This is a genomic window from Streptomyces coacervatus, assembly GCF_029223485.1.
GTDB lineage: Bacteria > Actinomycetota > Actinomycetes > Streptomycetales > Streptomycetaceae > Streptomyces > Streptomyces coacervatus.
This window is the reverse complement of the sequence record NZ_JARHTP010000001.1, coordinates 331,280-352,812: the sequence shown is the minus strand read 5'-3', so window position 1 is coordinate 352,812 and position 21,533 is coordinate 331,280. Positions and strand designations below refer to the sequence as shown.

Genomic DNA, 21,533 nt, shown 5'->3' with positions numbered 1-21,533 from the left:
CTTCGGTCGTGTCGGCCCCCCGGAAGTTCACCGTGCCGCCCTACCGTGACCGCATGCCGCGACGTCTCCCCCGCGCCCTCCTCCTGGCCGCGTCCGTGGCCTGGGGCGAGATGCGTCACGATCCCGCCCGGGCGGCGCTGCTCGCCGTACGACTGCTGCCCGCTCGGCTCCGGCGGCGGGTGCGGCCGGTCGAGCGGAGGCTCGGTGCGCGGGCCCGTACGGTCGGGCCGACCGCGGTGCCGTCCGCGGCCCGGGTGCCCGCGCCCGCCGAACGGGCGATCCGGCCCGTGCCGGGGCGGGTACTGCATCTGGTCACCAACGGGCTGCCGTTCCAGCATGCCGGATACACGGTGCGCACGCAGAAGCTGGCCGAGGCGCAGCGGGCGGCGGGCCTCGATCCGCACGTCGTGACGCGCATCGGGTTCCCGGTGGCGCAGGGTGTGCTGGACGCCCGCCCGCTGCAGCTGGTGGGCGGGGTGCCGCAGCACCGGCTGCTGCCGCGGGTGCTGCCGTACGGGCAGGGGGCGGTGCTGGCGCGCAACGCCGAGCTGGCCGGGCGGCTGGTGGAGCGGCTGCGGCCCGCCGTGCTGCACGCGGCCACCGACCACGGCAACGGGCGGGTGGCGCTCGCCCTGCGCGAGGCCTACGGGCTGCCCGTGGTCTACGAGGTGCGGGGCTTCCTGGAGGAGACCTGGCTGACCCAGGCGCCGGGGCGGAGTCCGCAGGATCCCGTCTACCGCATGCGGCGCGAGCTGGAGACGTACTGCATGCACGAGGCCGACCTGGTGCTGACGCTGGGCGCGGCGATGAAGGCGGAGATCGTGGCGCGCGGGGTGCCCGAGGAGCGGGTGCTGATCTCGCCGAACGCGGTGGACCAGGCGTTTCTGGCCCCGCTGCCGGACGGGGCGCCGGTGCGGGCCCGGCTCGGCATCGCGCCGGACGATCTGGTCGTGGGCACCGTCAGCAGTCTCACCCCGCACGAGGGCATTGGCACCTTGCTCCATGCGGGTGCCGAGCTGCGGCGCCGGGGTGTTCCGCTGCGGCTGCTGATCGTCGGCGAGGGCCCGGAGCGCGCCGCACTGCAGCGGCTGGCCGCCCGGCTGGGCCTCGGCGACGGCGTCGCCCTGTTCACCGGCCGGGTGCCGCATGCCCAAGTGCGGGAGTTCCACGCGGTGTTGGATGTGTTCGCGGTGCCGCGCACCGACGAGCGCGTCTGCCATCTGGTGACCCCTCTCAAACCGGTCGAAGCGATGGCGAGCGGTCTTGCCGTGGCCAGTAGTGATCTCACCGCAATGAGAGAACTGATCGAACCCGAAGTGAACGGTCGGCTAATTCTCCCCGAATCGTCCCTTCTCTGGGCAGATGCGCTCGAAGATCTGCTTTACAGTCAAAAGTGGCGGACCCTGTTGGGAGCGTCCGCCCGCGCGCTGGTCGCACGTGAACGCACCTGGAAGCGGGTCGCCGCCACGACCCGTGAGGCGTATTGCGCACTGGGATGCGCCTAGACCCGAACAGACCCGATTCCCGATTCCGACCACCGTCCCAACTCCTATCGCAATCCCCATTCCATCGAGTCCTGCCTGAGGCTGGGTGAATCCCTATGCAGGTCGAACAGGCCGTATCGCTCGGGGAAGCAAGCGAACAGCTCGGGGAATCAGCACAGGCCGACCACGTCGAACTGGCGGTGATCGGCCTCGGTTACGTGGGACTGCCGCTCGCGCGGGAGGCGTCGTCGGTCGGCCTGCGCGTCGTGGGCCTGGACCGTGACGCCGATGTCGTCGCGGCACTCAACTCCGGCCGCTCGCACGTCGGCGACGTCCCGGACGAGGACGTCCGCAGAATGCGGGAGGCCGGTTTCACCGCGTACACGGACGACGCCTGTCTGGCCCGTGCGCAGACCGTCGTCATCTGTGTGCCGACCCCGCTGAGCGGGGACGGCGGGCCCGATCTGAGCGCCGTGACATCCGCGGCGACATCGGTGGCGGGCAGGCTGCGGCCGGGACAGCTCGTCGTCCTGGAGTCGACCACCTATCCGGGCACCACCGAGGAGGTCGTACGGCCGCTGCTGGAGGAGTCGGGGCTACGGGCCGGCGAGGACTTCGCGCTCGCCTTCTCGCCGGAGCGCATCGACCCCGGCAACACCACGCACTCCCTGCGCGAGGTGCCCAAGGTGGTCGGCGGATGCACCCCGTCCTGCGCGGTGCGGGCGGTCGCCTTCTACGGCAAGTTCATCGACACCGTGGTCCAGGCGAAGGGCACCCGCGAGGCCGAGATGGCCAAGCTGCTGGAGAACACCTACCGGCATGTGAACATCGCCCTGGTCAATGAACTCGCCATCATCAGCCGCGAGTTGCACATCGACGTCTGGGACGCGATCCGCTGCGCGGGCACCAAACCGTTCGGCTTCCAGGCGTTCCGGCCGAGCGCCGGCGTGGGCGGCCACTGCATCCCCATCGACCCCAACTACCTCCTGTACAAGGTGCGTTCGTCGCTCGGCTACGACTTCCGGTTCGTCGAGCTGGCCCAGGAGATCAACCGGCGCATGCCCGAGTACGTCGTGCGCCGCGCCCAGGACCTGCTCAACAGCGCCGGCCGGCCCCTGCACGGCTCCCGGGTGCTGCTGCTCGGCGTCACCTACAAGCCGGACGTGGCCGACCAGCGGGAGAGCCCGGCCGTGCCGGTGGCCAGACTGCTGCGGGAGCGGGACGCCGAGGTGTCCTTCCACGACCCGTATGTGCCGCTGTGGTCGGTCTCCGGGACGGACGTCCCGCGCGTCGACGACCTCATGGCGGCCGCCCGCGACCACGACCTGACCATCCTGCTCCAGGACCACTCCGCCTACGACCTGCCCGCCCTCGCCGACCAGGCCCGCCTGCTGTTCGACACCCGGGGGCGCATCTTCCACCCGGACGTCGAGCGCCTGTGAGCTGCCCGGCGACCGCCAAATCCCTCCCCGTCACCCGGAGTTGAAAGGTGCCCTGATGCGGATACTTGTCGTCACCGTCGTGCACCACCCCGAGGACGCACGCATCCTGCACCGGCAGATCGCCGCCCTGCGGGAACGCGGACACCGGATCGTGTACGCCGCACCCTTCGCGGCCCGAGGCGTGGCGCCGCGCGCCGACGTCGAAGGCATCGACCTCCCCCGGGCCGCCGGCCGAGACCGCGGCGCGGCGCTGCGGGCGGCCCGTGCGCTGCTCGCCGAGCGCGGCCCGGAGGCGGATGTCGTCCTGCTGCACGACCCCGAGCTGCTGCTGGCCCTGCCCGGCACACTGCGTCGCTGGCGGCGGACCGGGCAGGCCCCGGTGACCGTCTGGGACGTGCACGAGGACACCGCGGCGGCACTCACCATGAAGCGCTGGGTGCCACGGGCGATGCGGCCGCCGCTGCGGCTCGGCGTGCGTGCCGCCGAAGGCCTGGCGGAGCGGCATCTGCGGCTGTTGCTGGCCGAGGACGCCTACCAGGCCCGCTTCCGCCGCACCCACCCGGTCGTCCCGAACCTCGCGACCCCGCCGCCCGCCCCGCCCGAGCCACCGGGCACCGAACGGATCGTCTATCTGGGCCACTTGTCACGGGCGCGCGGCGCACTGGACCTCATCGAGACGGCGGCGCTGCTCGGGCCCGCCCTGCTCGTCGAGGTGATCGGCGCGGCGGACCCGGATGTGCGGGATGCACTCGCCGCGGCCGACCGGGACGGCGTGCTGCGCTGGCACGGCTTCCTGCCCAACGACCGCGCGCTCGCCCTCCTCCCCGGCGCCCTGGCCGGCCTGTCCCTCCTGCACGACCAGGCCAACTACCGCCACTCGCGCCCGACCAAGGTCGTCGAGTACATGGCCTACGGCGTCCCCGTCGTCACCACGCCCACCCCGCTGGCCGCCGAACTCGTCCAGCGCCACGGCTGCGGCCTCGTCGTGCCGTACGAGAACCCGCCGGCCGCGGCACAGGCCGTACGACGCCTGGCCGCTGATCCCGAACTCCGGCTGCGTGCGTCGCGCCACGGCAGCGAGGCCGCCCTCGCCCGCCTCGACTGGCAGCACAGCGCGGCGGACTTCGCGGACCTGCTGGAGGCCTGGGCCGGGGAGTCCTCCCGTCCTACGCTCGTGGGTGACGGGGCTCGTAGAGGCCGACCTCGCCGCCGCCCGGCAGCCGGAAGCCGGTCACCCGGCCCCAGCGTGCCTCCTGCAGGGGCCGCGTGAACTCCACGCCCTTCTCGACGAGTTCGGCCGTCGTCACGTCGATGTCGTCGCACATCAGCATCAGTTCGTGCGACGGCTCACCCTCGGCCGGGTGGAAGGCGACCTCGGCGGGCGGCGCCTTGAAGATGAGCCAGCCATGGCCGGCGTCGACATGCGCCCAGCCGAGGACATCCCGGAAGAAGGCCCGGTCCGCCTCGGCGTCGCGGGTGTAGATCACCACATGTGCACCATTGATCATGTATGGAGGCTAGTGGCTGCCCGGCCCGGGGTACGGCAAGCGCGGCACGCGGACCGTCATGCCGGGGCCGCGGCCACACAGAACTCGTTGCCCTCCGGGTCGGCCATCACGACGTGATGTCCGTCGAACTCCCCCAGGACGCTGCCGCCCGCCTTCACCAGGCGCTCGGCCTCGGCCCGGATGCGGGCCCACCGCTCGTCGGGGCCGCCGCCTCCCGGCACCCGGACGTCGATGTGCAGGCGGTTCTTCGCCGTCTTGGGCTCGGGGACCTTGAGGATGGACAGCCGGGGGCCGGCGCCGTCGGGATCGCAGAGCCAGGCGCCGTCGTCCGCCGAGTCGTCGTCCGGCAGGTCGAACTGCGCGAGCCACTCCTCGCGCGTGGTGAAGGGAGCGGGCGGCGGCTCGTCGACATAGCCGAGCGCCGTCTTCCAGAACCCGGCGAGGAGCCGCGCGTCCGCGCAGTCCAGAGTGAGATCGAAGGTAGCTGCCATGCAAGGACCGTACTGCGCACCACTGACAGTCGGCCCGCGGCCGCGGCTGCCTGATCAGACGTTCGACCAGCCCCGCTCGCACAGCACCAGCCGGTAGCCGTCCGGATCCTCGATCGTGACGCCCCACTGGTTCCAGTAGGGATTGGGCGACGGCACCCGCTTGCCGCCGTGCTCCTCCAGCCGGGCCACCAACTCGTCCGGCACCGGCCCGTCGACGTAGACGACGAGGAGGTCCTCCTCGGTGGGCCGGGGCTCGACGGGGCGGGCGGGCTCGTGGACGAGCTCCAGATGCCAGTCCGCGTCCGGCCAGCCGAGCATCAGCAGGTCGTGCTCGCCCGGTTCGGAGCCGCCCTCCGCCCGCCACACCACGCTCAGTCCGAGCCCCTGCGCCCAGAACCGCTCGGCGGCCGCGAGGTCCCTCGACGGGCGGGCGACACGGATGTGGCTGCGGCCGTTGACCGGCATCGGGTCCTCTTCCTGAGTAGCGGCATCGGACTTCGCAGCCTAGGCAGTCCGCGATCGACGGACCATCGGTCGTCCGCCCTGCACCCCCGGTCCTAGGACCCGGTCGACGCCCGCGCGAAAGGCGCTGTTGAGGCATTGCGCGCACTGCGGTAATCATGAGGAGCCTCCGCGCGCTCCGGCCGGATTCAGGGGCGGCCGGGGTGCGCGGACCGAGCGTTGACTATCGTTGCCCGATCAAACGAACGGGTGGCGAGAGGTGGGCGAGGACGTGGCGGGGGCCGGGTGGATACGGGTGCCGGTCGGCGACGACGCGGCACGGTGGGCCACCCGTGGGCGCAGCCACAAGGTGCTCCTCGTCGTCCACAACGTGACCGCCGCGACCCGCCTGCTCGACGTCCTGCCGCTCTTCCACGACGACTTCAGGGTGCAGCTGCTGGTCACCTGCCCGGGGTCGTCGGCGTTCCGGGCGGGCGTCACCGAACTGCTGGACGGGACCGGGGTGCCCGTACTGCCGTGGGAGCAGGCGGTCGAGACACCGGTCGCGCTTGTCGTGTCGGCGAGCTTCGGCGGTCAACTCCGGGCACTTTCCGGCGTATTGACTGTCTTGTCACACGGTGTCGGATACACTAAGAGACTGCCGACACCCGACACCCGACACCCGACACCCGACACCGGGCAGCGGTCGGGAACGGTCGGATCCGGTCTTCGGGATGTCGCCGGAGTGGCTCCTCGACGAGTACGGCAAGCCGCTCGCGGACGCGCTCGTCCTCTCCCACCCCGAGCAGTACGAGCGGCTGCGCACCGTCTGCCCCGAGGCCGCACCCACGGCCGTGCTCGCCGGGGATCCCTGCTGGGACCGCATGCTGGCGGCCCTCCCCCACCGCGACCGCTACCGCCGCGCCCTCGGGGTGGGCCGGGGGCAGCGCCTGATCGTCCTCAACTCCACCTGGAACCCCGAGTCGCTCTTCGGCGACGGCGGCGGCGATGACGTACTCCCCTCTCTCCTCCCCCGTCTGACCTCGGAGTTCCCCGCCGACGAGTACCGTCTCGCGGCCGTCCTGCACCCCAATGTCTGGCACGGTCACGGTCCCGGCCAGATCCGCGCCTGGCTCGACCGTGCCCGCCGCGCCGGACTGGCGCTGATCGATCCCCTGGACGGCTGGCGGCAGGCGCTGCTCGCCGCCGACGCCGTGATCGGCGACCACGGCTCCGTCACCTACTACGCCGCCGCCCTCGGCACCCCGGTCCTCCTCGGCGCCGCACCCCTCGCGGGACTGGACCCCGATGCCCCGGTCCACGCCTTCGTACGCACCGCACCCCGCCTCGACCCCGCACGCCCCCTGCGCCCGCAGCTCGACGCACTCGTCGACCACCACCAACCCCCGCCCGAACCGGCGGAGTTGGTCAGCTCCGCACCCGGCGAGTCCGCGGCCCGGCTGCGACGGCTCTTCTACGACCTCATCGGCATCCCCGAACCGGACGCGCCCGCCCGTCTCGAACCGCTCCCGCTCCCGCCGTACGAACCCCCGGCGCACACCGTCCCGTTGCTGGTGCTCACCCGCCTGCTCGGCTCCGGAGAGGTCTCCGTGACCCGGTACGCCGGACCGCACCCGGCACCGGACGGAGAGGGCGAGGCCCACACGGCGGCCCACGAGGACACCCGCGAGACCGACCAACTCGCCCTGGCGGACGTGGTGTTCCGGTACGGCGACGAGAACGACCCGCGCTTCGTATCCCCCGCCCATTGGACGGCGGAGGTCCTCGACCGTCATCCGCACTGCGCGCTGGCCGCCTACATCACCGGCCCCGGCTCGTGCGTTCTCCGCACCCGCGCGGGCGCGTCGGTCCGCCTGGATGCCGGACCCGGTGCGGACGCCGATCCGGCCGCGTACGCCTCCGCCCTGCATGCCTGGCTCGCGGCGGGCAAGTCGCTGGAGGAGCTGGCCGGGCAGGGGCTGACGGTCCGCATCGGGAACGTGGCCCACCCCGTGCGGCTCACTCCGGCGTGACGCACCGCTCCCGCAGTAACCGCAGCCATGCCACCTGGTACTCGGCGTTCTCCCGCCCGAGGGCCGCAAGGGCCTCGTCGATCAGTGGCCGGGCGGTGTCCGGCTCGGCGCCGTCCAGGTGGGTTTCGGCGAGGTCGGTGAGGGTGCGGGCGGTGTTGTAGGCCTCGCCGCTGTCGCGGAAGAAGCGCAGGGCGCGTTCCAGTCGCAGTACCGCCTCCTCGCGGCGGCCGAGGCCGCGCAGTGCGCGTCCCCGGTGGCGTTCCAGCAGGGCCCGGGCGCGTGGGAGGTCGGCGGCGCCCTCGTCGGCTGGGCCGATGCCGTCGAGGATGTCGTACGCCTCCTCGAAGCACGCGTACGCCTCCTCGAACCGCCACTGCCGCAGCCGCAGCAGTCCGAGGAACTCGACCGCAGAGGCGTGGCCGCGCACATGACCGGCCGTCTGCTCGGCCCGGGCGGCGGCGAGCGCTTCGGGTTCGGCCTCGTCCCAGCGGCGCAACTCCGTGAGGGTGTGGGCGAGTTGGGCGTGCAGGGCGCCGGCCGTGCGGGTGCCGGGGAAGTGCTCGTCGGCGGTGCGTGCTCCGGCGCGCAGCGCGGGCAGCAGGACGTCGTGGTGGCCGGCCTTGAGCTGGAGCGGCCACAGCGCCTGGCAGAGCAGGACGACGGTGTCCCGGTCCTGGAAGTCCTCCGCCGCGTGCACCGCCTCGACGAGACCGGGCGCCTCGGCGGCCAGCGCGGCGACGGCCGCGCCCCGGTCCGGGAAGGACACGGGCGAGTCCGCGGAGGGGACCCGCCAGCTCTCGGGCAGTGCGGCCCGGGCCGCTCCAACGGCCAGGTCCCGGTAGCCGGCGACGACCCGGGTGACGGCCGCCGAGCAGGCCGCGACGCCGTCGAGGGCGGCAGCCGTGTGCTCGGCGTGGGCACGGACGGCGGGGCGGTAGCGGTAGCGGCCGGTGTCGGTGCGCTCGATGAGCAGGGCGTCGGCGAGTTCGTCCAGGAGCCGGGCGGCTTCGGCCTCGTCGAGGTCCGCGGCGCGGGCGGCCGCGGCGGGGTCGAGGGCGGGCCAGTCGCGCAGGGCGGCGAGGCGGTAGAGACGGGCCGCGGCGGGTGTGAGCAGGCGGTACGAGTCCTCGGCGGCGCCGCGGACGGGGTCGTCCTGCGGCCCGGGGGGCGGCTCGGTGTCCGCGGTCAGACGGGGTGCCGCGGCGCGCAGGGCGTAGGGCGAGCCGGCGCAGCGGTCGAGGACCGTGGGCAGCGTGGCGCGGGCCGCGCTGATGGCCGGCTTGCCGACGAGGTCGGTGAGCAGCCGCACGGCGTCCCGCCGGGCGAGCGGGCCGACCGGGATGCGCAGGGCGTCCAGGCCGGTGAGCGGCTGCCGGGCGACGACGATCGTGAACACACCGGGCGCCGAGGTCAGCAGCGGCCGGAGCTGGGCGGCGGACCGGGCGTGGTCGAGTACGAGGAGCAGCCGCCTGTCGGCCAGACAGCGCCTCAGGAGCTCCGCGCGGTCGGCGGCGGCCGGGGGTACCTCCTCGTCGGGCAGGCCGAGTCCGCGCAGCAGGGCGCCGAGGACCGCTTCGGGCGCGCGGGTGCGCAGGTCGGCGTAGAGCTGACCGTCGGGGAAGCGGGCAGTCTGCCGCCAGCCCCAGTGGATGGCGAGGGTGCTGGTGCCGATGCCTTCGGGGCCATGGAGGAGAGCCAGCCGGGGACGTCCGGCGAAGGCGCGTGTGGCCTCCTTGTCCAGGAGTTTCAGGGCCTTTTGACGGTCCGTGAAGAAGTGCGGTGCGGTGGGCAGGCAGGGACGGTCCGGCCCGGATCCCGTGCCGGGAGCCCGTACACCTCTGGCGAACTGCGCCCAGGCATGCGCCAGTTGTGGATCGCCCTGCACTCGCTCGTGCACCAGACGGGCCACGTCGTCCAGTTGGCCCGGGGTGGTGGGGGCGGCCACCTCGCGCCCGGCGATACGGCGGACCAGACCGCCGGCCGACTCCCAGGCCCACTTGCCGGCTTCGTTCGCCATGCCCGATCCGACGGCTCCGAGCACCGCGCCGATGGCACCAAGCGAAACCGGATCCACCATGCCGTGCACTCCCCGTCTTCCGATCGCCACGCCGCCCGCAGTGATCAACCCTAGCCGCAGTCACGGGAGATGAAGGGAGATGACAGAGGTTCAGCCCGTGTTGGCACCCTTGGGAATGCCGTACGTCCGCTCCACCTTCAGGCGCACCACCAGGCGTCGGTCGCGGACCATCGCGGCACGGTAGTCGTCCCAGTCCGGGTGCTCGCCGAGGACGTCTCGGTACAGGCGGATCAGCTCCTCCACCGTGTCGTCGTGCGGGTCCTTCGCGACGGGTGAGAGATCGGCGGTTCCCTCGACGACCGTGTAGGCCCGGCGGTCGGGGGTCGACACGTGGTACGACGCCCGCGCGTCCCGGCGCAGGTTGCGGGTCTTCGCCCGGTCGTCGGTGACGGAGATCCGGACGATGCCCTCGTCCGGGTAGTAGTGATGGCTGACGTTCGACAGCTGGGGCCGGCCGTCGCGCTTGAGAGTGACCAGCACGCCGCTGCGTCCGTCGGAGAGCAGCTCGAGCAGTGTGTCGTGAGTCATACCCGGTCAACCTGACCGACCGATCCCGGCATTCCCGGATGGACAGCCGCTCAGGTAGACACTGTCTACGGCCAGCTGGTAGACAGTGTCTATGGGTGAATCGGAGAAGGGTGAGACGGGTGAGAAGGGTGAGACGGGTGAGACGGGTGGGACGGGTGAGACGGGTCTGCGGGACCGGCTGGTCGACGTCGGTGTGGATCTGGTCGCCCGGGAGGGGGCACAGGCACTGACCCTGCGGGAGATCGCCCGCCGGGCGGGCGTCTCGCACGGGGCGCCCCGCCGCCACTTCCCCACCCACCTGGAGTTGCTGTCCGCCATCGCCCGCCGCGGCTTCGCCGAGCTGGCCATGCGGGCCGCGGCGGCGACCGGCGACGGCACGGCGCCCTCGCGCGAGCAGCTGACGGCGCTGGGGCGGGTCTATCTGGAGTTCGCCGTCGGCAACCGCGGCATGTACGAGTTGATGTTCCGTCACGATCTGCTGGAGAGCGGCCACTTGGGTCTGCGCGACACCAGCCTTCCGCTGTTCGGGCGTCTGGTGGAGCTGGTCGGGCGGACCCGGCCCGACGCGGACGCCCGGCTAGTCGCGGGCGCGCTGTGGGCGAACCTGCACGGCATCGCCCAGCTGTGGGGCTGGGGCAGCCTCCAACTCGCCACCGGCGCCGACGACTTCGTACCCCTGTTGCGATCGGCCCTCGACGCGCATCTCGGGGAGGACGGCGCATGAGCCCGCACCGCGCCCTGACGCTGGCGAGCAGCGTGGCCGGGGCCGTGATCGTCGCCCTGGACGGCACGGTCCTCACCGTCGCGCAGCCCACCCTGCAACGGGATCTGGGCGCCTCCTTCGCGGAGGTCCAGTGGACCAGCACCGGCTATCTCGTCGCGGTGGCGGGCCTACTGGTCTTCTCGGGGCGGCTCGGCGACCGGTACGGGCATCAACGGGTGTTCGCCATAGGGATGTTGGGCTTCGGGGCGACGTCGGCGGGCATCGGTCTGGCGCCGGGTGTGGGCTGGGTGATCGGTCTGCGCGTCGTGCAGGGTGTGTTCGGGGCGTTGCTGCAGCCGGCCACGCTGGGGATGCTGCGGGCCTCGTTCCCGCCCGACCGGCTGCGGATGCCGATCGCCGTGCGGGCCGGCGCGATCGGGGTGGCGGCCGCGGTGGGGCCCGTGCTGGGCGGGGCGCTGGTGGCCGGGCCGGGCTGGCGGGCGGTGTTCTTCCTCAACGTCGCACCAGCACTAGTCTTCGGTCTGCTCGCGCTCATGCTGAGCGGCCCGCGCCCCCAGGGCCTGTGTCAGAAGTCCCGCCTGGACATACCCGGCGCGCTGCTGCTCGCGGTGACGCTGGCCTGTCTGGTCCACACCCTGGTCGCACTGCCGGACGGCGGATGGACGGCGGCGAGCGCGCTCGGTCCGGTGTCGGCCGTGGTCGCGGGTGCCGGCTTCGTACGGCATGAACGGCGGACCACGAGCCCGCTGCTGCCGCCGGACATCGTGGGCTCGGCGGCCGTGGGTTCCGCGCTCGGCATTCTGGTCGCCGCGTCGGCCGCTCTGCACGGCACGCTCTTCGTGGCCACCTTCCTGCTCCAGGACACGCTCGGTCTCGACCCGGTGCACATGGCGCTGCTCAGCCTGCCGCTCGCGGCGATGATGATCCTTGCCGCGCCGGGGTGCGCGATGCTGCTGCGCCGGGCCGGGGCCCGCCGTACGACCGTGGCGGCGATGGCCGTCCTGGCCGCCGGGATCCTGGTGCTGGGCCGGGCCTCGGGCACGCTCGCGTTCTGCACCGGGTTCGCGCTGCTGGGGGCCGGGTTCGGCACGGTGATGGTGGCGGCCACCCATGTCGTCGTACGACAGGCCGCCGTCGGGTCGGCCGGGGTGGCGGGCGGGCTGCAGCAGACCGCGATGAACGTCGGCCCGGCACTGGGCGTGGCCGCCGCGACGACGCTCATGGGGCTGGGTCATGGGCAGGCGCTGCCGCTGCTCGTCCTCGCCGTGGTGGCCGTGGTCGGTGCGGTGGCGGGCCGTGCGCTGCCGGAACGTTCCGCCGAAACGATCAATCATCGTCAACCGGGGGACCTCGTCCGCGTTCCTGAGCGACGATGAAGTCTGACACCTCGACCAGGCGGGTCAGGGAAGTCCGCTGCGGCTCGGCGCGCCCGAAGGGGCGCGGGGAACTGCGCGACCAGCCACAGAGGTGCCGCAGACGACTGACGGTCTGTTCGCGGCACCCACAGCGGAGCGATTCGCGTTCGGAGGAGAGCGATGGCACAGCTGCGACAAGAGGTCGACCCGGGCGAGGCCGGGCTGGACGCCAAGGCGTTGGACCGCCTCGACCAGCACTTCGCCCACTATGTCGACGAGGGACGCCTGCCCGGCTTCCTGGTGGCCGTGGCCCGCGGCGGACGCGTCGCCCACCTCACCGCCCACGGCCGGCGCGACATCGCGGCGGGTCTGCCCGTCGAGGCCGACACCCTGTGGCGGATCTACTCCATGACCAAGCCGGTCACCTCGGTCGCCGCGCTGATCCTGGTGGAGGAGGGCCGCCTGTCGCTCGACGACCCGGTCGCCCGCCACCTCCCGGCCTTCGCGGACCCCCAGGTGTACGAGAGCGGAACCGGCGCCGGCGTCCGGACCCGCCCGGCCGCCCAACCCCTGCTGATCCGGCACCTGTTGACCCACACCGCGGGACTGACCTTCGCCTTCTACCACTCCCACCCGGTCGACGCCCTGTACCGCGAGGCGAGCCTGGACTCGGCGGTGCTGCCGGGCTCGGACCTGGCCGGGACCGTCGCCGCGTACGCGCGCCTGCCGCTGCAGTTCGAGCCGGGCACCCAGTGGAACTACTCGGTCGCCACCAATGTGCTCGGCAGAGTCATCGAGGTCGTGTCCGGGCAGCCCCTCGACGTCTTCTTCGCCGAGCGCATCCTCGGCCCGCTCGGCATGACCGACGCCGGGTTCTGCGTCACGGACGAACAGGCCCCGAGACTCTCCGAGTTGTACGGCGAGACCGACGCCGGGGGCATCGAGCCGATCGCCGGGCTGCCACTGCGCGGCGGACGGCCCCGCTTCCTGTCCGGCAGCGGCGGCCTGGCGGCCTCCGCGCACGACATCCACCGCTTCATGGAACTGCTGCGCCGCCGCGGCGAGCTCGACGGCGTACGCCTCCTGGCACCCGAGACGGTGGACCTGATGACCCGCAACCACCTTCCCGGCGGCGCCGACCTGCGCGCCTTCGGCAGCCGCCCGGCCCATGACGAACCCGGCAACGACGGCGTCGGCTTCGGCCTCGGCGTCTCCGTCGTCATCGACCCCGAACGCACCCAGGCTCCGTCGGGCCTGGGCACGTTCGGCTGGAGCGGGGCGGCGACGACGACCTTCTGGGTGGACCCGAGCCGTGATCTGACCGTGCAGTTCATGACGCAGGTCCGGCCGAAGTCGTCACTGAAGCTCTTCCCAGACCTCAAGCGGCTGGTCCACGAGGCGGTCGTGGACTGAACCCCGTCGGCCGGCGGACCGGCGGTGCCGGCGAGGTGGCGTGCGAGGCCGTTCAGGACAGGTGCGCCACCGCGTCCAGGTGCGGCAGGACGTGGTCGAGCCGCTCCCGCTTGGTGCGCAGATAGGTGATGTTGCTCTCGCACGGCGGGATCAGCAGCGGGACGGTCTCGGCCACTCGGATGCCGTGCCGCACCAACGCCTCCCGCTTGCGCGGGTTGTTGGACATCAGACGCACCGAGTTCACGCCCAGGTCCTGCAGGATCTTGGCGGCTACGCCGTAGTCGCGGGCGTCCACCGGCAGCCCGAGCGCGACGTTCGCCTCGACGGTGTCCAGGCCCTCGGCCTGCAGGGCCATGGCCCGCAGCTTGGCGAGCAGACCGATGCCGCGGCCCTCGTGGCCCCTCAAGTAGACGACTATGCCGCTGCCTTCGGCGACGACGGCCTTCAGCGCGGATTCGAGCTGGTCGCCGCACTCGCAGTGCTGGGAGCCGAACGCGTCACCGGTCAGGCACTCGGAATGCAGCCGGGTGAGAACGCCCTCCGTGCCGATGTCCCCGTGGACGAGGGCGACTTGCTCATCGCCGCGATCGTGATCCATGTAGCCCACCGCCCGGAATTGCCCGTACACCGTGGGCAGCGGGGCATTCACAATGCGTTCCACGCCCGTGCGCTGTGGGGACTTCTTGCCGAGGACGCCGATTTTATCTGTCATGATCTGATTCCTAAGCAGAGACGAAAGGCCGTGAAGAAATGAGTGGTTCGGGCGCGCGTACGGCGGCATACGGGCTGGTGCCGACGGACACTACGGAAGAGGTACGGACCAGGGCGGCGGGTGTCTCAACGCAGGTCGCCGTCCTTCCGGTCGGGAGCTTCGAACAGCACGGTCCGTTCCTTCCGCTGGCGACCGACACGCTCGTCGCCTGCGCCGTGGCCCGGGAGATCGCCGCGGCGTACCCGGTGCACCTCCTTCCGCCGGTGACCATCTCCTGCTCGCACGAGCATGCGGCCTGGCCGGGAACCGTCAGCATCTCCTCCGTGACCCTTCACGCGGTGGTAGGTGACATTGCACAGTCGCTCCGCCGCTCCGGCGTCGACGCCCTGGTGGTGGTCAACGGGCACGGCGGAAACTACGTACTGGGCAACGTCGTTCAGGAATCCTCGGCCCGCGGCGAGCGAATGGCACTGTTCCCGGCCGCGGAGGACTGGGAAGCGGCGCGGCAGCGGGCGGGGGTGGCCACCTCGCTGCTCACCGACATGCATGCGGGAGAAATCGAGACCTCCATCCTTCTGCATGCTCACCCCGAATTCCTCCGGCCCGGTTATGAGACCTCCGATTTCGTCGCGGACGACCGGCGTCATCTGCTCACCCTCGGTATGTCCGGCTATACCGATTCGGGCGTCATCGGACGCCCTTCGCTGGGTTCCGCGGAAAAGGGGAAGGAACTGCTGGCCGCCCTCGCGGATTCCTTCGGAGCGTATTTCTCACTCCTCACCTCGGCGGACGATTCCGACGGGGAATCGGGAGAGACGGAGAAGGCCGGGAGTGCGCGCGGGTAGTCCCGTTCGCGGGCGGGTTCCGGGGCCGGCGCCGCGGCCGTCCCGGAACCCGCCCGCAGGCCCGTGTACCAGCGGGCGACGAGGACGACGAGGCCCGGCAGGGCCGCCACGAAGCTGAGCACGCCGTACACGACGGAGACCGCCACCCCGCTGCTCGCGCCGAGCCCCGCCGCGCCGAACGCCCAGGCGGCGACGCCCTCGCGGGGGCCGAAGCCGCCGACGTTCAGCGGCAGCCCCATCGCGATCAGCGCAAGGACGGCGAGCGGCAGCAGCGCGGCGACCGAGGCGCCGGATCCGGCGACCCGCGCGGCGAGCACGAACATCGCGATGTGGCCGGCCAGGACCAGCAGCGACGAGACGACGACGCCAGGCCAGTTGCGACGCGACAGCAGTCCCTCGCGCGCCTCTGCGAGCGCCGCGTGCAGCGCCCGCCCGCGGCGGGAGGGCGCTGCGTTCATCCGCAGCGCGACCACGACGGCGAGCGCCCCCACCGCGGCGAGCGCGACGAGCGGCGCGAAGTCCCGTACCTCGCCCAGCACCGGCGACGGCATCGTCAGCAGCACCGCCCCGCCGACGACGGTCAGCGCGACCTGCCCGGCGACCCGTTCGAGGACCACGGAGCGCACGCCGCGGCCCATGTCACCGGAGCTCTGCCCGTGCCGCACCGCCCGGTGCACATCGCCCAGGACACCGCCGGGCAGGGCGGCGTTCAGGAACAGCGCCCGGTAGTAGTCGGCGACGGCCGGGCCGAGCGGCAGCCGGATCCTGAGCCCCCGGGCCACCAGCGCCCACCGCCAGGCACTGAGCACGGTGGTGACCACCCCGATCAGCAGCGCCGCCAGCAGCGTCGGCGCATCGATCCGCCGCAGCCCGTCCAGAAGCACCCCGGTACCGAGGCGCCACAGCAGTGCGCCGAGGATGACGACGCCGGCGACGGTGCCGAAGTGGGTGCGTACGGCAGAGGAGTTGAGACGGGGCAGGACCGAACGCCACCACGACGCACCAGGCGTGGCCTCGGGCCGCGCCGAGGAGACGATCACGCCGATACGGGCGCTGGAGACGGCCGCACCGGTGGGCGGCACGGACACGACGCCGCCGGGCCGCGTCTCGACGGCCGTACCCGTGGACGCCGCAGACCCGACACCACCGGAACGCACCTGTGCGGCAACACACGCTGCCGGCACAGACCCGACACCACCAGGGCGAACCCCGGCAGCCGCACCCGCAGGCGACACGGACGAGCCGTCTGCGGGCCGCACCTCAACACCCGCATCCGCCGGCGCAGCAGCTGCCATGGAGCCCGTCGGCTCGTCCACGGTCACGCCCGCCGACGTCACGCTGTCGACCCGCGCCTGGACGGGCAGGCGGCGCCCGGCCCGTACCCCCTGTTCCCGCGGCGCGCGCGCCACGTACGCCCTCACCGTCTCCACGCTCATGACGCCCCGCCCGTCGGCCGCGACAGTGCCAGCAGGTCGCTGTGGTGGACCACGACGTGCAGCTCGCCCGCCTCACAGGCGGCCATACGTTCCTGCAGATACCGTTCTGCACGGGCCTTCAGCTCGGGGCGCTCCTCGACGGCCGCACCCACCCAGCCGCGCAGCCACTGGGCCGTCAGGGCGGCCTGGTCGGGGCCGAGCCGCCACGGGCTGGGGTTGACCCGTACCGTCGCGCCCCGTTCGGAGAAGGCCTCGCAGGCCACCGTGATCGCGTCCGGGCCGAGCAGTCCGCCTCGGCGCTGGTGGGCGTTGAACGCCTCGGTGATCTCCTCGTCCATCGGGTCGGACGGGGTGAGTTCGACGCGTCCGGCCACCGAGAGCGTCAGCAGGGCCGGGCAGCCGGCTCCGGTGCAGGCGTCGGCAAAGGTCTCGATCTCCTCGCGGGTGAGGACGTCGAGGAGTGCGGACGCCGTCACCAGCGAGGCTCCGGCCAGGGCGTCCGGGGTGAGCCGGGCGACGTCGCCGCGGCGCGTCTCCACACTGACCCGGCTGCCGTCGGCGGCGGAGCGCGGGGAGGCGACGGCCGCGAAGTGCAGGAGGTAGGGGTCGCGGTCGTGCAGGATCCAGTGCTGGGCGCCGTCGAGGCGGGGGGCGAGCCAGCGGCCCATGGACCCGGTGCCGCAGCCCAGGTCGTGGATGGCCAGGCCGGCCTTGCCCGGCTGGTTGGCCAGCCGGATCCGCAGCGGGTCGAGCAGTTCCTGCGCCCGCGCCGCGGCGTCGGCGGGCTCGCGCAGCTCCAGCCACTCGGGGGCATAACGGGGCGGCTCCTCGGGCCCGGTGTCCCGCAGCCGCACGGTGGCGCGCTCCCCGGGGCGGGGGGCGGGGCCGGCGCCGGGGATCACGGAGTCCGCCGGCCGGGAGCCGTCCCGGTCCGCCGGTTCGGAGCCGTCCTGCGGCCCGGGCTGGGCCGGGATCTTCCCGCCGATCTGTGCCGTCCTGTTCATGCGGCCCTCCTGGGTTCGCTCGGCAGCCGGCCGAGTACTCCGGCAAGGCTTCGGGCCGTCGTCGCCCACCCGTCCAGGGCGGCCCGTCGGCCCCGGGCGGCGGCCTTCAGCCGGCGTCGTACATCGGCCTCGCCGAACCAGCCGCGCAGTTCGGCGGCGAGGGCGGCGGGGTCCTCCGGCGGGACGAGGATGCCGGGGACACCGCCGTCGGGGGCGCGTCCGACCGCCTCCGGGAGACCGCCGACGTCCGTGGCCAGCACGGGGATGCCGCGCGCGAGGGCCTCCGTCACCGCCATGCCGTACGTCTCCGCGTACGAGGTGAGGACCATGAGGTCGGCGGCGTTGTAACTGGCGTCGAGCTCGGCACCGGCCTGCGGGCCCGCGAGCTCGATGCGGTCCTCCAGGCCGTGCTCCTTGATCAGCAGCCGCAGATGGCCGACGTACTCGGGGTCCTGCCCGAGCCCGCCGACGCACACGCAGCTCCACCGCAGGTCGGCCGCCGCGGCCAGCGCCTGCACCAGCCGGTGCTGCCCCTTGCGCGGGGTCACCGCGGCCACGCACAGCAGCCGGGAGACGCCGTCGGTGCCGGAGGCGAGGGGTGCGATGTCGGCGCCGGGGGCGGCGACATGGACCCGCTCGGGGGCGAGGCCGTGGTGGGCGACGAGGCGGCGTACCGCCCAGTCGCTGGTGGCGATCACGGCGGGCACGGCCCGCAGCACATCGCGCTCCTTGGCGTCCAACTCGGCGGCCACGGCGGGCTCCAGGCCCGTCTCGTCGCCGAGCGGAAGGTGCACGAGGACCGCGAGGTTCAGCCGCTCCGTCTCCGGGACGACGATCTCGGGGACACCGCAGGCGACGATCCCGTCCAGCAGGACGACCGTTCCGTCCGGCAACTCCCGCAGCGTACGCGCGAGTTCCGCCCGGGCCGCCGCCCCCGGCCGGGGCCACTCGCCGGCCACGGCGTGCTTGTGCACCTGCCAGCCGAAGCCGGGCAGGTCCAGGCTGACCCGCCGGTCATAGGCGTTGCCGCCGCTCGGCGCGGCCGGGTCGTCGACGCCGCCCGGCATGACGAAGTGCACGGAGCGCAGGGACATGGGGATGATCTCGGCGTTCTTCAGGGCGGAGTTCTGTACCGGCACATAGCCGAGAGACGGCCTCTCCCCCTTCCCCGGGGGCTGGTTCACCTTCTCCAGGGTCACATCGGTCACAGGGCACGCTCGTAACTCGCCCAGGCGATGTGCGACTCGTGCAGGGTCACGGAGATCCCCGCGATGCCCTTGGCGCCCTCGCCCAGCGCGCCCTTCTCGATGCGCTCGGCGAGCCGGTCGGCGATGACCTTGGCCAGGAACTCCGTGGAGGTGTTGATTCCGGCGAAGTCGGGCTCGTTGTCGAGGTTTCTGTAGTTCAGCTCGCTGACGACGGCGCCGAGTTCCTGGGTGGCGAGTCCGATGTCGACGACGATGTTGTCGTCGTCCAGCTGCTCGCGCCGGAAGGTGGCGTCCACCAGGAACGTCGCTCCGTGCAGGCGCTGCGCGGGTCCGAAGACCTCGCCGCGGAAGCTGTGGGCGATCATGATGTGATCGCGGACGGTGACACTGAACAACGGACGACCCTCCAGGTGCGGCGCCTCTGCTCCTCCGGCCGTTGGCCGCCGGAGGATGCCGTGTAGTACGGCTCTTCGCTTTCCCGCGTTCAGCCGAGTCTCACTCTTTTCTCAGGTCAGACCGTTTCGGGGTACCTCACACGGTGACACAGCGCGGGAATCTCGCCGGATGCCAGCCTGGGCATCACCTCCGGTAGCTCTTCGAACGTGCTTTCCCCTGTGATGAGTGCGTCGAGTGCCGGGTCGGCGAGCAGGTCGAGGGCGAGGGCGAGCCGGTCGGCGTAGCTGCGGTTCGCGCGCGCCGGGGAGACGGTGCCGACCTGGCTGCTGCGGATCGTCAGCCGCCGGGAGTGGAAGGCCTCGCCGAGCGGGAGGCCGACCTTCCGGTCGCCGTACCAGCTCAGTTCGACGACGGTGCCCTCGGCGGCCAGGAGTTCCAGAGCGCGGGCGAGGCCCTGTTCGGTGGCGCTGGCATGCACGACGAGATCGCAACCGCCGAGCGCGTCCGCAGGCAGGGCGAAGTCGACGCCGAGGGCCTCGGCGGTCTTGGCGCGGGCCGGGTCGGCGTCGACGAGCTGCACACGTACACCCGGGAAGCGGGCCAGCAGGGCGGCCACCGAGCAGCCGACCATGCCGCCGCCGACCACGGCGATCCGGTCGCCGACCAGCGGCGCCGCGTCCCACAGGGCGTTCACGGCGGTCTCCACGGTCCCGGCGAGGACGGCCCGCTCTGCGGGGATGTTCTCCGGTACGACCGTGACGGCGGAGGCCGGGACGACGTACCGCGTCTGGTGCGGGTACAGGCAGAAGACCGTACGGCCGACCAGCGCGTCCGGCCCCTCCTCGACCAGGCCGACGCTGAGGTAGCCGTACTTCACGGGTGCCGGGAAGTCGCCCTCCTGGAACGGCGCCCGCATGGCCGCGTGCTGGCTCTCCGGGACGCCGCCGCGGAAGACGAGCGTCTCCGTGCCGCGACTGACTCCCGAGTAGAGCGAGCGCACCAGCACTTCGCCCGGCGCGGGTTCCGGCAGGTCGACGCTCCGAATCTCGCCGAGACCCGGACGACTCAGCCAGAACGCGCGTGCGATGCGGTTCATCCGGCCTCCTCCTGAACGATCTGGAAGTTGTTCACGTACCGAGGTGTGCACAGGCCGCGCACAGTACGCGGCGTTGATCGACTTTGTCATACGGCCGGAGGGTGTGCGGTGGCCCTGAACAACACTTACGACGCAAGGCTGGTCCAGCAGGAGACCGCTGTGGGAGCGGGCGTTCAGATCCTGTTGCTGGCCCTGCTCGGAACGGCGATCGGCATGGGGCCGGCGGGCTGGCTGACCGGCCTCGCCTTCGCCGTCGCCAGCTGGGCGGTGCTCTCCCGGGCACTGCGCCGCTCCCGGCTGCGCTCCTTCGGCCCGGCCAACAGGGTGACCCTCGGCCGGGCCACTCTGGTCGGCGGTGTCACGGCCCTGGTGGCGGACTCCTTCGAGAGCTCCCCGCCGGTCACCCTCTTCGTCGGCCTGACGGCCGTGGCCCTGATCCTGGACGGCGTCGACGGCAAGGTCGCCCGCGCCACCGGCACCTCCACCCCCCTGGGCGCCCGCTTCGACATGGAGGTCGACGCGTTCCTGATCCTGGTGCTCAGCGTGTACGTGTCGATGCAGCTGGGCCCGTGGGTCATGCTCATCGGCGGCATGCGCTACGCCTTCGTCGCCGCGGCCCGCGTCTGGCCGTGGCTGAACGCCTCACTGCCGCCGAGCACCGCCCGCAAGACGGTCGCCGCGATGCAGGGCATCTGCCTGCTGCTGGCCGCCTCGGACTACCTTCCGCACTCGGCGTCCCTGGCGGTCACAGTGCTGGCCCTCGGCTCGCTCATCTGGTCCTTCGGCCGGGACGTCCTGTGGCTGCGGCGGACGTCGAGGGTCCGGGACGGCGAGGTGGAGGAGATGCTGGAGCTGGAGTCGGAGCGCGCGACGGTGGCGTCCTGAGCAACGCTCACGCCCCGATCGGGAACCGGTACACGGTCGACTCCCTGGCCTCGAACCCGAGCCGCTCATAGAGCCGGTTGGCCGCCTCGCGGTCCGGCCGGGAGGTGAGGTCGAGGGTCCGGGCACCGGCTTCCCGGGCACAGGCCAGGAAACGGTTCAGTAGCGCCCTAAAGGGGCGCGGGGAACTGCGCGACCAGCCACGACGGTGCCGCAGACGATCGACAACTGATCGCGGCCGTCCCCGCGGAGCGGGGCAGCTGCCGCAGCAGCCGGCCGAACGCGTCGACGAGTTCCTGGTCAGCCGCACGGGCGATCTCCACCACGATCTTCATGGCGGCGACCCTACCGGCGGGGCAACAGCCGCACGGCGCGGCCGCCGGTCCGATTTGACAGAGCGTCGGAAGCTGCCTAAAACCTAGCCACATGACATTCATTTTCAAAATGAGCTCGGCCCG

Annotated in this window: 20 protein-coding genes and 1 pseudogene; 9 read left to right on the top strand and 12 right to left on the bottom strand. The window is 72.5% G+C overall.

Annotated features, from left to right (window positions below):
• Positions 1-53 precede the first annotated feature (53 nt).
• The 3 genes from P2Q00_RS01580 to P2Q00_RS01570 all read left to right on the top strand — a co-directional run bounded on the left by P2Q00_RS01580 (position 54) and on the right by P2Q00_RS01570 (position 4,196).
• Positions 54-1,505: a glycosyltransferase family 4 protein gene (locus tag P2Q00_RS01580; RefSeq protein ID WP_275768698.1), complete on the top strand. Its 1,452-nt coding sequence runs from the start codon at positions 54-56 to the stop codon at positions 1,503-1,505.
• Positions 1,506-1,600: 95 nt separating this feature from the next.
• The gene (locus tag P2Q00_RS01575) at positions 1,601-2,926 is read left to right on the top strand and encodes a nucleotide sugar dehydrogenase (RefSeq protein ID WP_275768696.1); all 1,326 of its coding nucleotides are present in this window, start codon (positions 1,601-1,603) and stop codon (positions 2,924-2,926) included.
• A gap of 55 nt (positions 2,927-2,981) precedes the next feature.
• Positions 2,982-4,196: a glycosyltransferase family 4 protein gene (locus tag P2Q00_RS01570; RefSeq protein WP_275768694.1), complete on the top strand. Its 1,215-nt coding sequence runs from the start codon at positions 2,982-2,984 to the stop codon at positions 4,194-4,196.
• Here P2Q00_RS01570 and P2Q00_RS01565 read toward each other — a convergent pair.
• Genes P2Q00_RS01565 through P2Q00_RS01555 form a run of 3 tightly spaced genes read right to left on the bottom strand, consistent with a single transcriptional unit; the run spans position 4,093 to position 5,390 of the window.
• Entirely contained in the window at positions 4,093-4,434 is a 342-nt protein-coding gene (locus P2Q00_RS01565) for a VOC family protein (protein WP_275768692.1), read from the bottom strand. The two genes, P2Q00_RS01570 and P2Q00_RS01565, sit on opposite strands and share 104 nt — an antisense overlap.
• A gap of 56 nt (positions 4,435-4,490) precedes the next feature.
• A complete protein-coding gene (locus tag P2Q00_RS01560) occupies positions 4,491-4,925 on the bottom strand; it encodes a VOC family protein (RefSeq protein WP_275768690.1) in 435 nt (144 codons plus the stop codon).
• Between the two features lie 54 nt (positions 4,926-4,979).
• Positions 4,980-5,390, bottom strand: a complete 411-nt coding sequence (locus P2Q00_RS01555) for a VOC family protein (RefSeq protein ID WP_275768689.1) — start codon at positions 5,388-5,390, stop codon at positions 4,980-4,982.
• A gap of 710 nt (positions 5,391-6,100) precedes the next feature.
• Between P2Q00_RS01555 and P2Q00_RS01550 the strand changes: the two genes are divergently transcribed.
• Positions 6,101-7,399: a hypothetical protein gene (locus P2Q00_RS01550; protein ID WP_275768687.1), complete on the top strand. Its 1,299-nt coding sequence runs from the start codon at positions 6,101-6,103 to the stop codon at positions 7,397-7,399.
• Here P2Q00_RS01550 and P2Q00_RS01545 read toward each other — a convergent pair.
• Together P2Q00_RS01545 and P2Q00_RS01540 are read right to left on the bottom strand one after the other, a co-directional pair.
• Positions 7,386-9,476, bottom strand: a complete 2,091-nt coding sequence (locus tag P2Q00_RS01545) for a tetratricopeptide repeat protein (RefSeq protein ID WP_275768686.1) — start codon at positions 9,474-9,476, stop codon at positions 7,386-7,388. The two genes, P2Q00_RS01550 and P2Q00_RS01545, sit on opposite strands and share 14 nt — an antisense overlap.
• A gap of 90 nt (positions 9,477-9,566) precedes the next feature.
• Positions 9,567-10,004, bottom strand: a complete 438-nt coding sequence (locus tag P2Q00_RS01540) for a PPOX class F420-dependent oxidoreductase (RefSeq protein ID WP_275768684.1) — start codon at positions 10,002-10,004, stop codon at positions 9,567-9,569.
• A 91-nt stretch (positions 10,005-10,095) separates the two neighbouring features.
• Between P2Q00_RS01540 and P2Q00_RS01535 the strand changes: the two genes are divergently transcribed.
• The 3 genes from P2Q00_RS01535 (at position 10,096) to P2Q00_RS01525 (ending at position 13,496) form a co-directional block, all read left to right on the top strand.
• Positions 10,096-10,728 carry a TetR/AcrR family transcriptional regulator gene (locus P2Q00_RS01535; RefSeq protein WP_275768682.1) on the top strand — a complete coding sequence of 211 codons (633 nt, stop codon included), beginning with the start codon at positions 10,096-10,098 and terminating at the stop codon, positions 10,726-10,728.
• Positions 10,725-12,104 carry an MFS transporter gene (locus P2Q00_RS01530; protein ID WP_275768680.1) on the top strand — a complete coding sequence of 460 codons (1,380 nt, stop codon included), beginning with the start codon at positions 10,725-10,727 and terminating at the stop codon, positions 12,102-12,104. The genes P2Q00_RS01535 and P2Q00_RS01530 overlap by 4 nt, the downstream gene beginning before the upstream one ends.
• Positions 12,105-12,263: 159 nt before the next feature.
• Positions 12,264-13,496 carry a serine hydrolase domain-containing protein gene (locus tag P2Q00_RS01525; RefSeq protein WP_275768679.1) on the top strand — a complete coding sequence of 411 codons (1,233 nt, stop codon included), beginning with the start codon at positions 12,264-12,266 and terminating at the stop codon, positions 13,494-13,496.
• 52 nt (positions 13,497-13,548) lie between these two features.
• Here the strand turns inward: P2Q00_RS01525 and ribA are convergent, their stop codons facing one another.
• Positions 13,549-14,208, bottom strand: coding sequence for a GTP cyclohydrolase II (gene ribA / locus P2Q00_RS01520; protein ID WP_275768677.1), 660 nt, complete (start codon positions 14,206-14,208; stop codon positions 13,549-13,551).
• 38 nt (positions 14,209-14,246) lie between these two features.
• On the opposite strand from ribA, the pseudogene P2Q00_RS01515 reads away from it, so the two are divergent.
• Positions 14,247-14,906 (top strand): annotated as a pseudogene (locus tag P2Q00_RS01515) (creatininase family protein); the annotation flags it as partial.
• Here the strand turns inward: P2Q00_RS01515 and P2Q00_RS01510 are convergent.
• From P2Q00_RS01510 to P2Q00_RS01490, 5 genes are all read right to left on the bottom strand, one after another.
• Positions 14,879-16,375: a lysylphosphatidylglycerol synthase transmembrane domain-containing protein gene (locus tag P2Q00_RS01510; protein WP_425579686.1), complete on the bottom strand. Its 1,497-nt coding sequence runs from the start codon at positions 16,373-16,375 to the stop codon at positions 14,879-14,881. The pseudogene P2Q00_RS01515 and the gene P2Q00_RS01510 overlap by 28 nt on opposite strands.
• 110 nt (positions 16,376-16,485) lie before the next feature.
• Positions 16,486-17,493, bottom strand: coding sequence for a class I SAM-dependent methyltransferase (locus tag P2Q00_RS01505; RefSeq protein WP_275768675.1), 1,008 nt, complete (start codon positions 17,491-17,493; stop codon positions 16,486-16,488).
• Positions 17,490-18,701: a glycosyltransferase family 4 protein gene (locus tag P2Q00_RS01500; RefSeq protein ID WP_275768674.1), complete on the bottom strand. Its 1,212-nt coding sequence runs from the start codon at positions 18,699-18,701 to the stop codon at positions 17,490-17,492. Before P2Q00_RS01500 ends, P2Q00_RS01505 begins: the two co-directional genes overlap by 4 nt.
• The gene (locus P2Q00_RS01495; protein ID WP_275768672.1) at positions 18,698-19,096 is read right to left on the bottom strand and encodes a 6-pyruvoyl trahydropterin synthase family protein; all 399 of its coding nucleotides are present in this window, start codon (positions 19,094-19,096) and stop codon (positions 18,698-18,700) included. The genes P2Q00_RS01500 and P2Q00_RS01495 overlap by 4 nt, the downstream gene beginning before the upstream one ends.
• Positions 19,097-19,212: 116 nt before the next feature.
• Positions 19,213-20,193 (bottom strand): dehydrogenase, encoded by a 981-nt coding sequence (locus P2Q00_RS01490; protein ID WP_275768671.1) that lies wholly within the window; start codon positions 20,191-20,193, stop codon positions 19,213-19,215.
• A 108-nt stretch (positions 20,194-20,301) separates the two neighbouring features.
• Between P2Q00_RS01490 and P2Q00_RS01485 the strand changes: the two genes are divergently transcribed.
• A complete protein-coding gene (locus tag P2Q00_RS01485; protein ID WP_275768670.1) occupies positions 20,302-21,078 on the top strand; it encodes a CDP-alcohol phosphatidyltransferase family protein in 777 nt (258 codons plus the stop codon).
• Positions 21,079-21,245: 167 nt separating this feature from the next.
• Here P2Q00_RS01485 and P2Q00_RS01480 read toward each other — a convergent pair whose 3' ends face one another.
• Positions 21,246-21,410 (bottom strand): hypothetical protein, encoded by a 165-nt coding sequence (locus P2Q00_RS01480; protein ID WP_275768669.1) that lies wholly within the window; start codon positions 21,408-21,410, stop codon positions 21,246-21,248.
• Positions 21,411-21,533 lie beyond the last annotated feature (123 nt).

Bases quoted from the DNA above. Each gene is read 5' to 3' on its own strand.
- P2Q00_RS01580 (WP_275768698.1), top strand. From the start codon at position 54: ATGCCGCGACGTCTCCCCCGCGCCCTCCTCCTGGCCGCGTCCGTGGCC.
- P2Q00_RS01575 (WP_275768696.1), top strand. From the start codon at position 1,601: ATGCAGGTCGAACAGGCCGTATCGCTCGGGGAAGCAAGCGAACAGCTC.
- P2Q00_RS01570 (WP_275768694.1), top strand. From the start codon at position 2,982: ATGCGGATACTTGTCGTCACCGTCGTGCACCACCCCGAGGACGCACGC.
- P2Q00_RS01565 (WP_275768692.1), bottom strand. From the start codon at position 4,434: ATGATCAATGGTGCACATGTGGTGATCTACACCCGCGACGCCGAGGCG.
- P2Q00_RS01560 (WP_275768690.1), bottom strand. From the start codon at position 4,925: ATGGCAGCTACCTTCGATCTCACTCTGGACTGCGCGGACGCGCGGCTC.
- P2Q00_RS01555 (WP_275768689.1), bottom strand. From the start codon at position 5,390: ATGCCGGTCAACGGCCGCAGCCACATCCGTGTCGCCCGCCCGTCGAGG.
- P2Q00_RS01550 (WP_275768687.1), top strand. From the start codon at position 6,101: ATGTCGCCGGAGTGGCTCCTCGACGAGTACGGCAAGCCGCTCGCGGAC.
- P2Q00_RS01545 (WP_275768686.1), bottom strand. From the start codon at position 9,476: ATGGTGGATCCGGTTTCGCTTGGTGCCATCGGCGCGGTGCTCGGAGCC.
- P2Q00_RS01540 (WP_275768684.1), bottom strand. From the start codon at position 10,004: ATGACTCACGACACACTGCTCGAGCTGCTCTCCGACGGACGCAGCGGC.
- P2Q00_RS01535 (WP_275768682.1), top strand. From the start codon at position 10,096: ATGGGTGAATCGGAGAAGGGTGAGACGGGTGAGAAGGGTGAGACGGGT.
- P2Q00_RS01530 (WP_275768680.1), top strand. From the start codon at position 10,725: ATGAGCCCGCACCGCGCCCTGACGCTGGCGAGCAGCGTGGCCGGGGCC.
- P2Q00_RS01525 (WP_275768679.1), top strand. From the start codon at position 12,264: ATGGCACAGCTGCGACAAGAGGTCGACCCGGGCGAGGCCGGGCTGGAC.
- ribA (WP_275768677.1), bottom strand. From the start codon at position 14,208: ATGACAGATAAAATCGGCGTCCTCGGCAAGAAGTCCCCACAGCGCACG.
- P2Q00_RS01505 (WP_275768675.1), bottom strand. From the start codon at position 17,493: ATGAACAGGACGGCACAGATCGGCGGGAAGATCCCGGCCCAGCCCGGG.
- P2Q00_RS01490 (WP_275768671.1), bottom strand. From the start codon at position 20,193: ATGAACCGCATCGCACGCGCGTTCTGGCTGAGTCGTCCGGGTCTCGGC.
- P2Q00_RS01480 (WP_275768669.1), bottom strand. From the start codon at position 21,410: ATGAAGATCGTGGTGGAGATCGCCCGTGCGGCTGACCAGGAACTCGTC.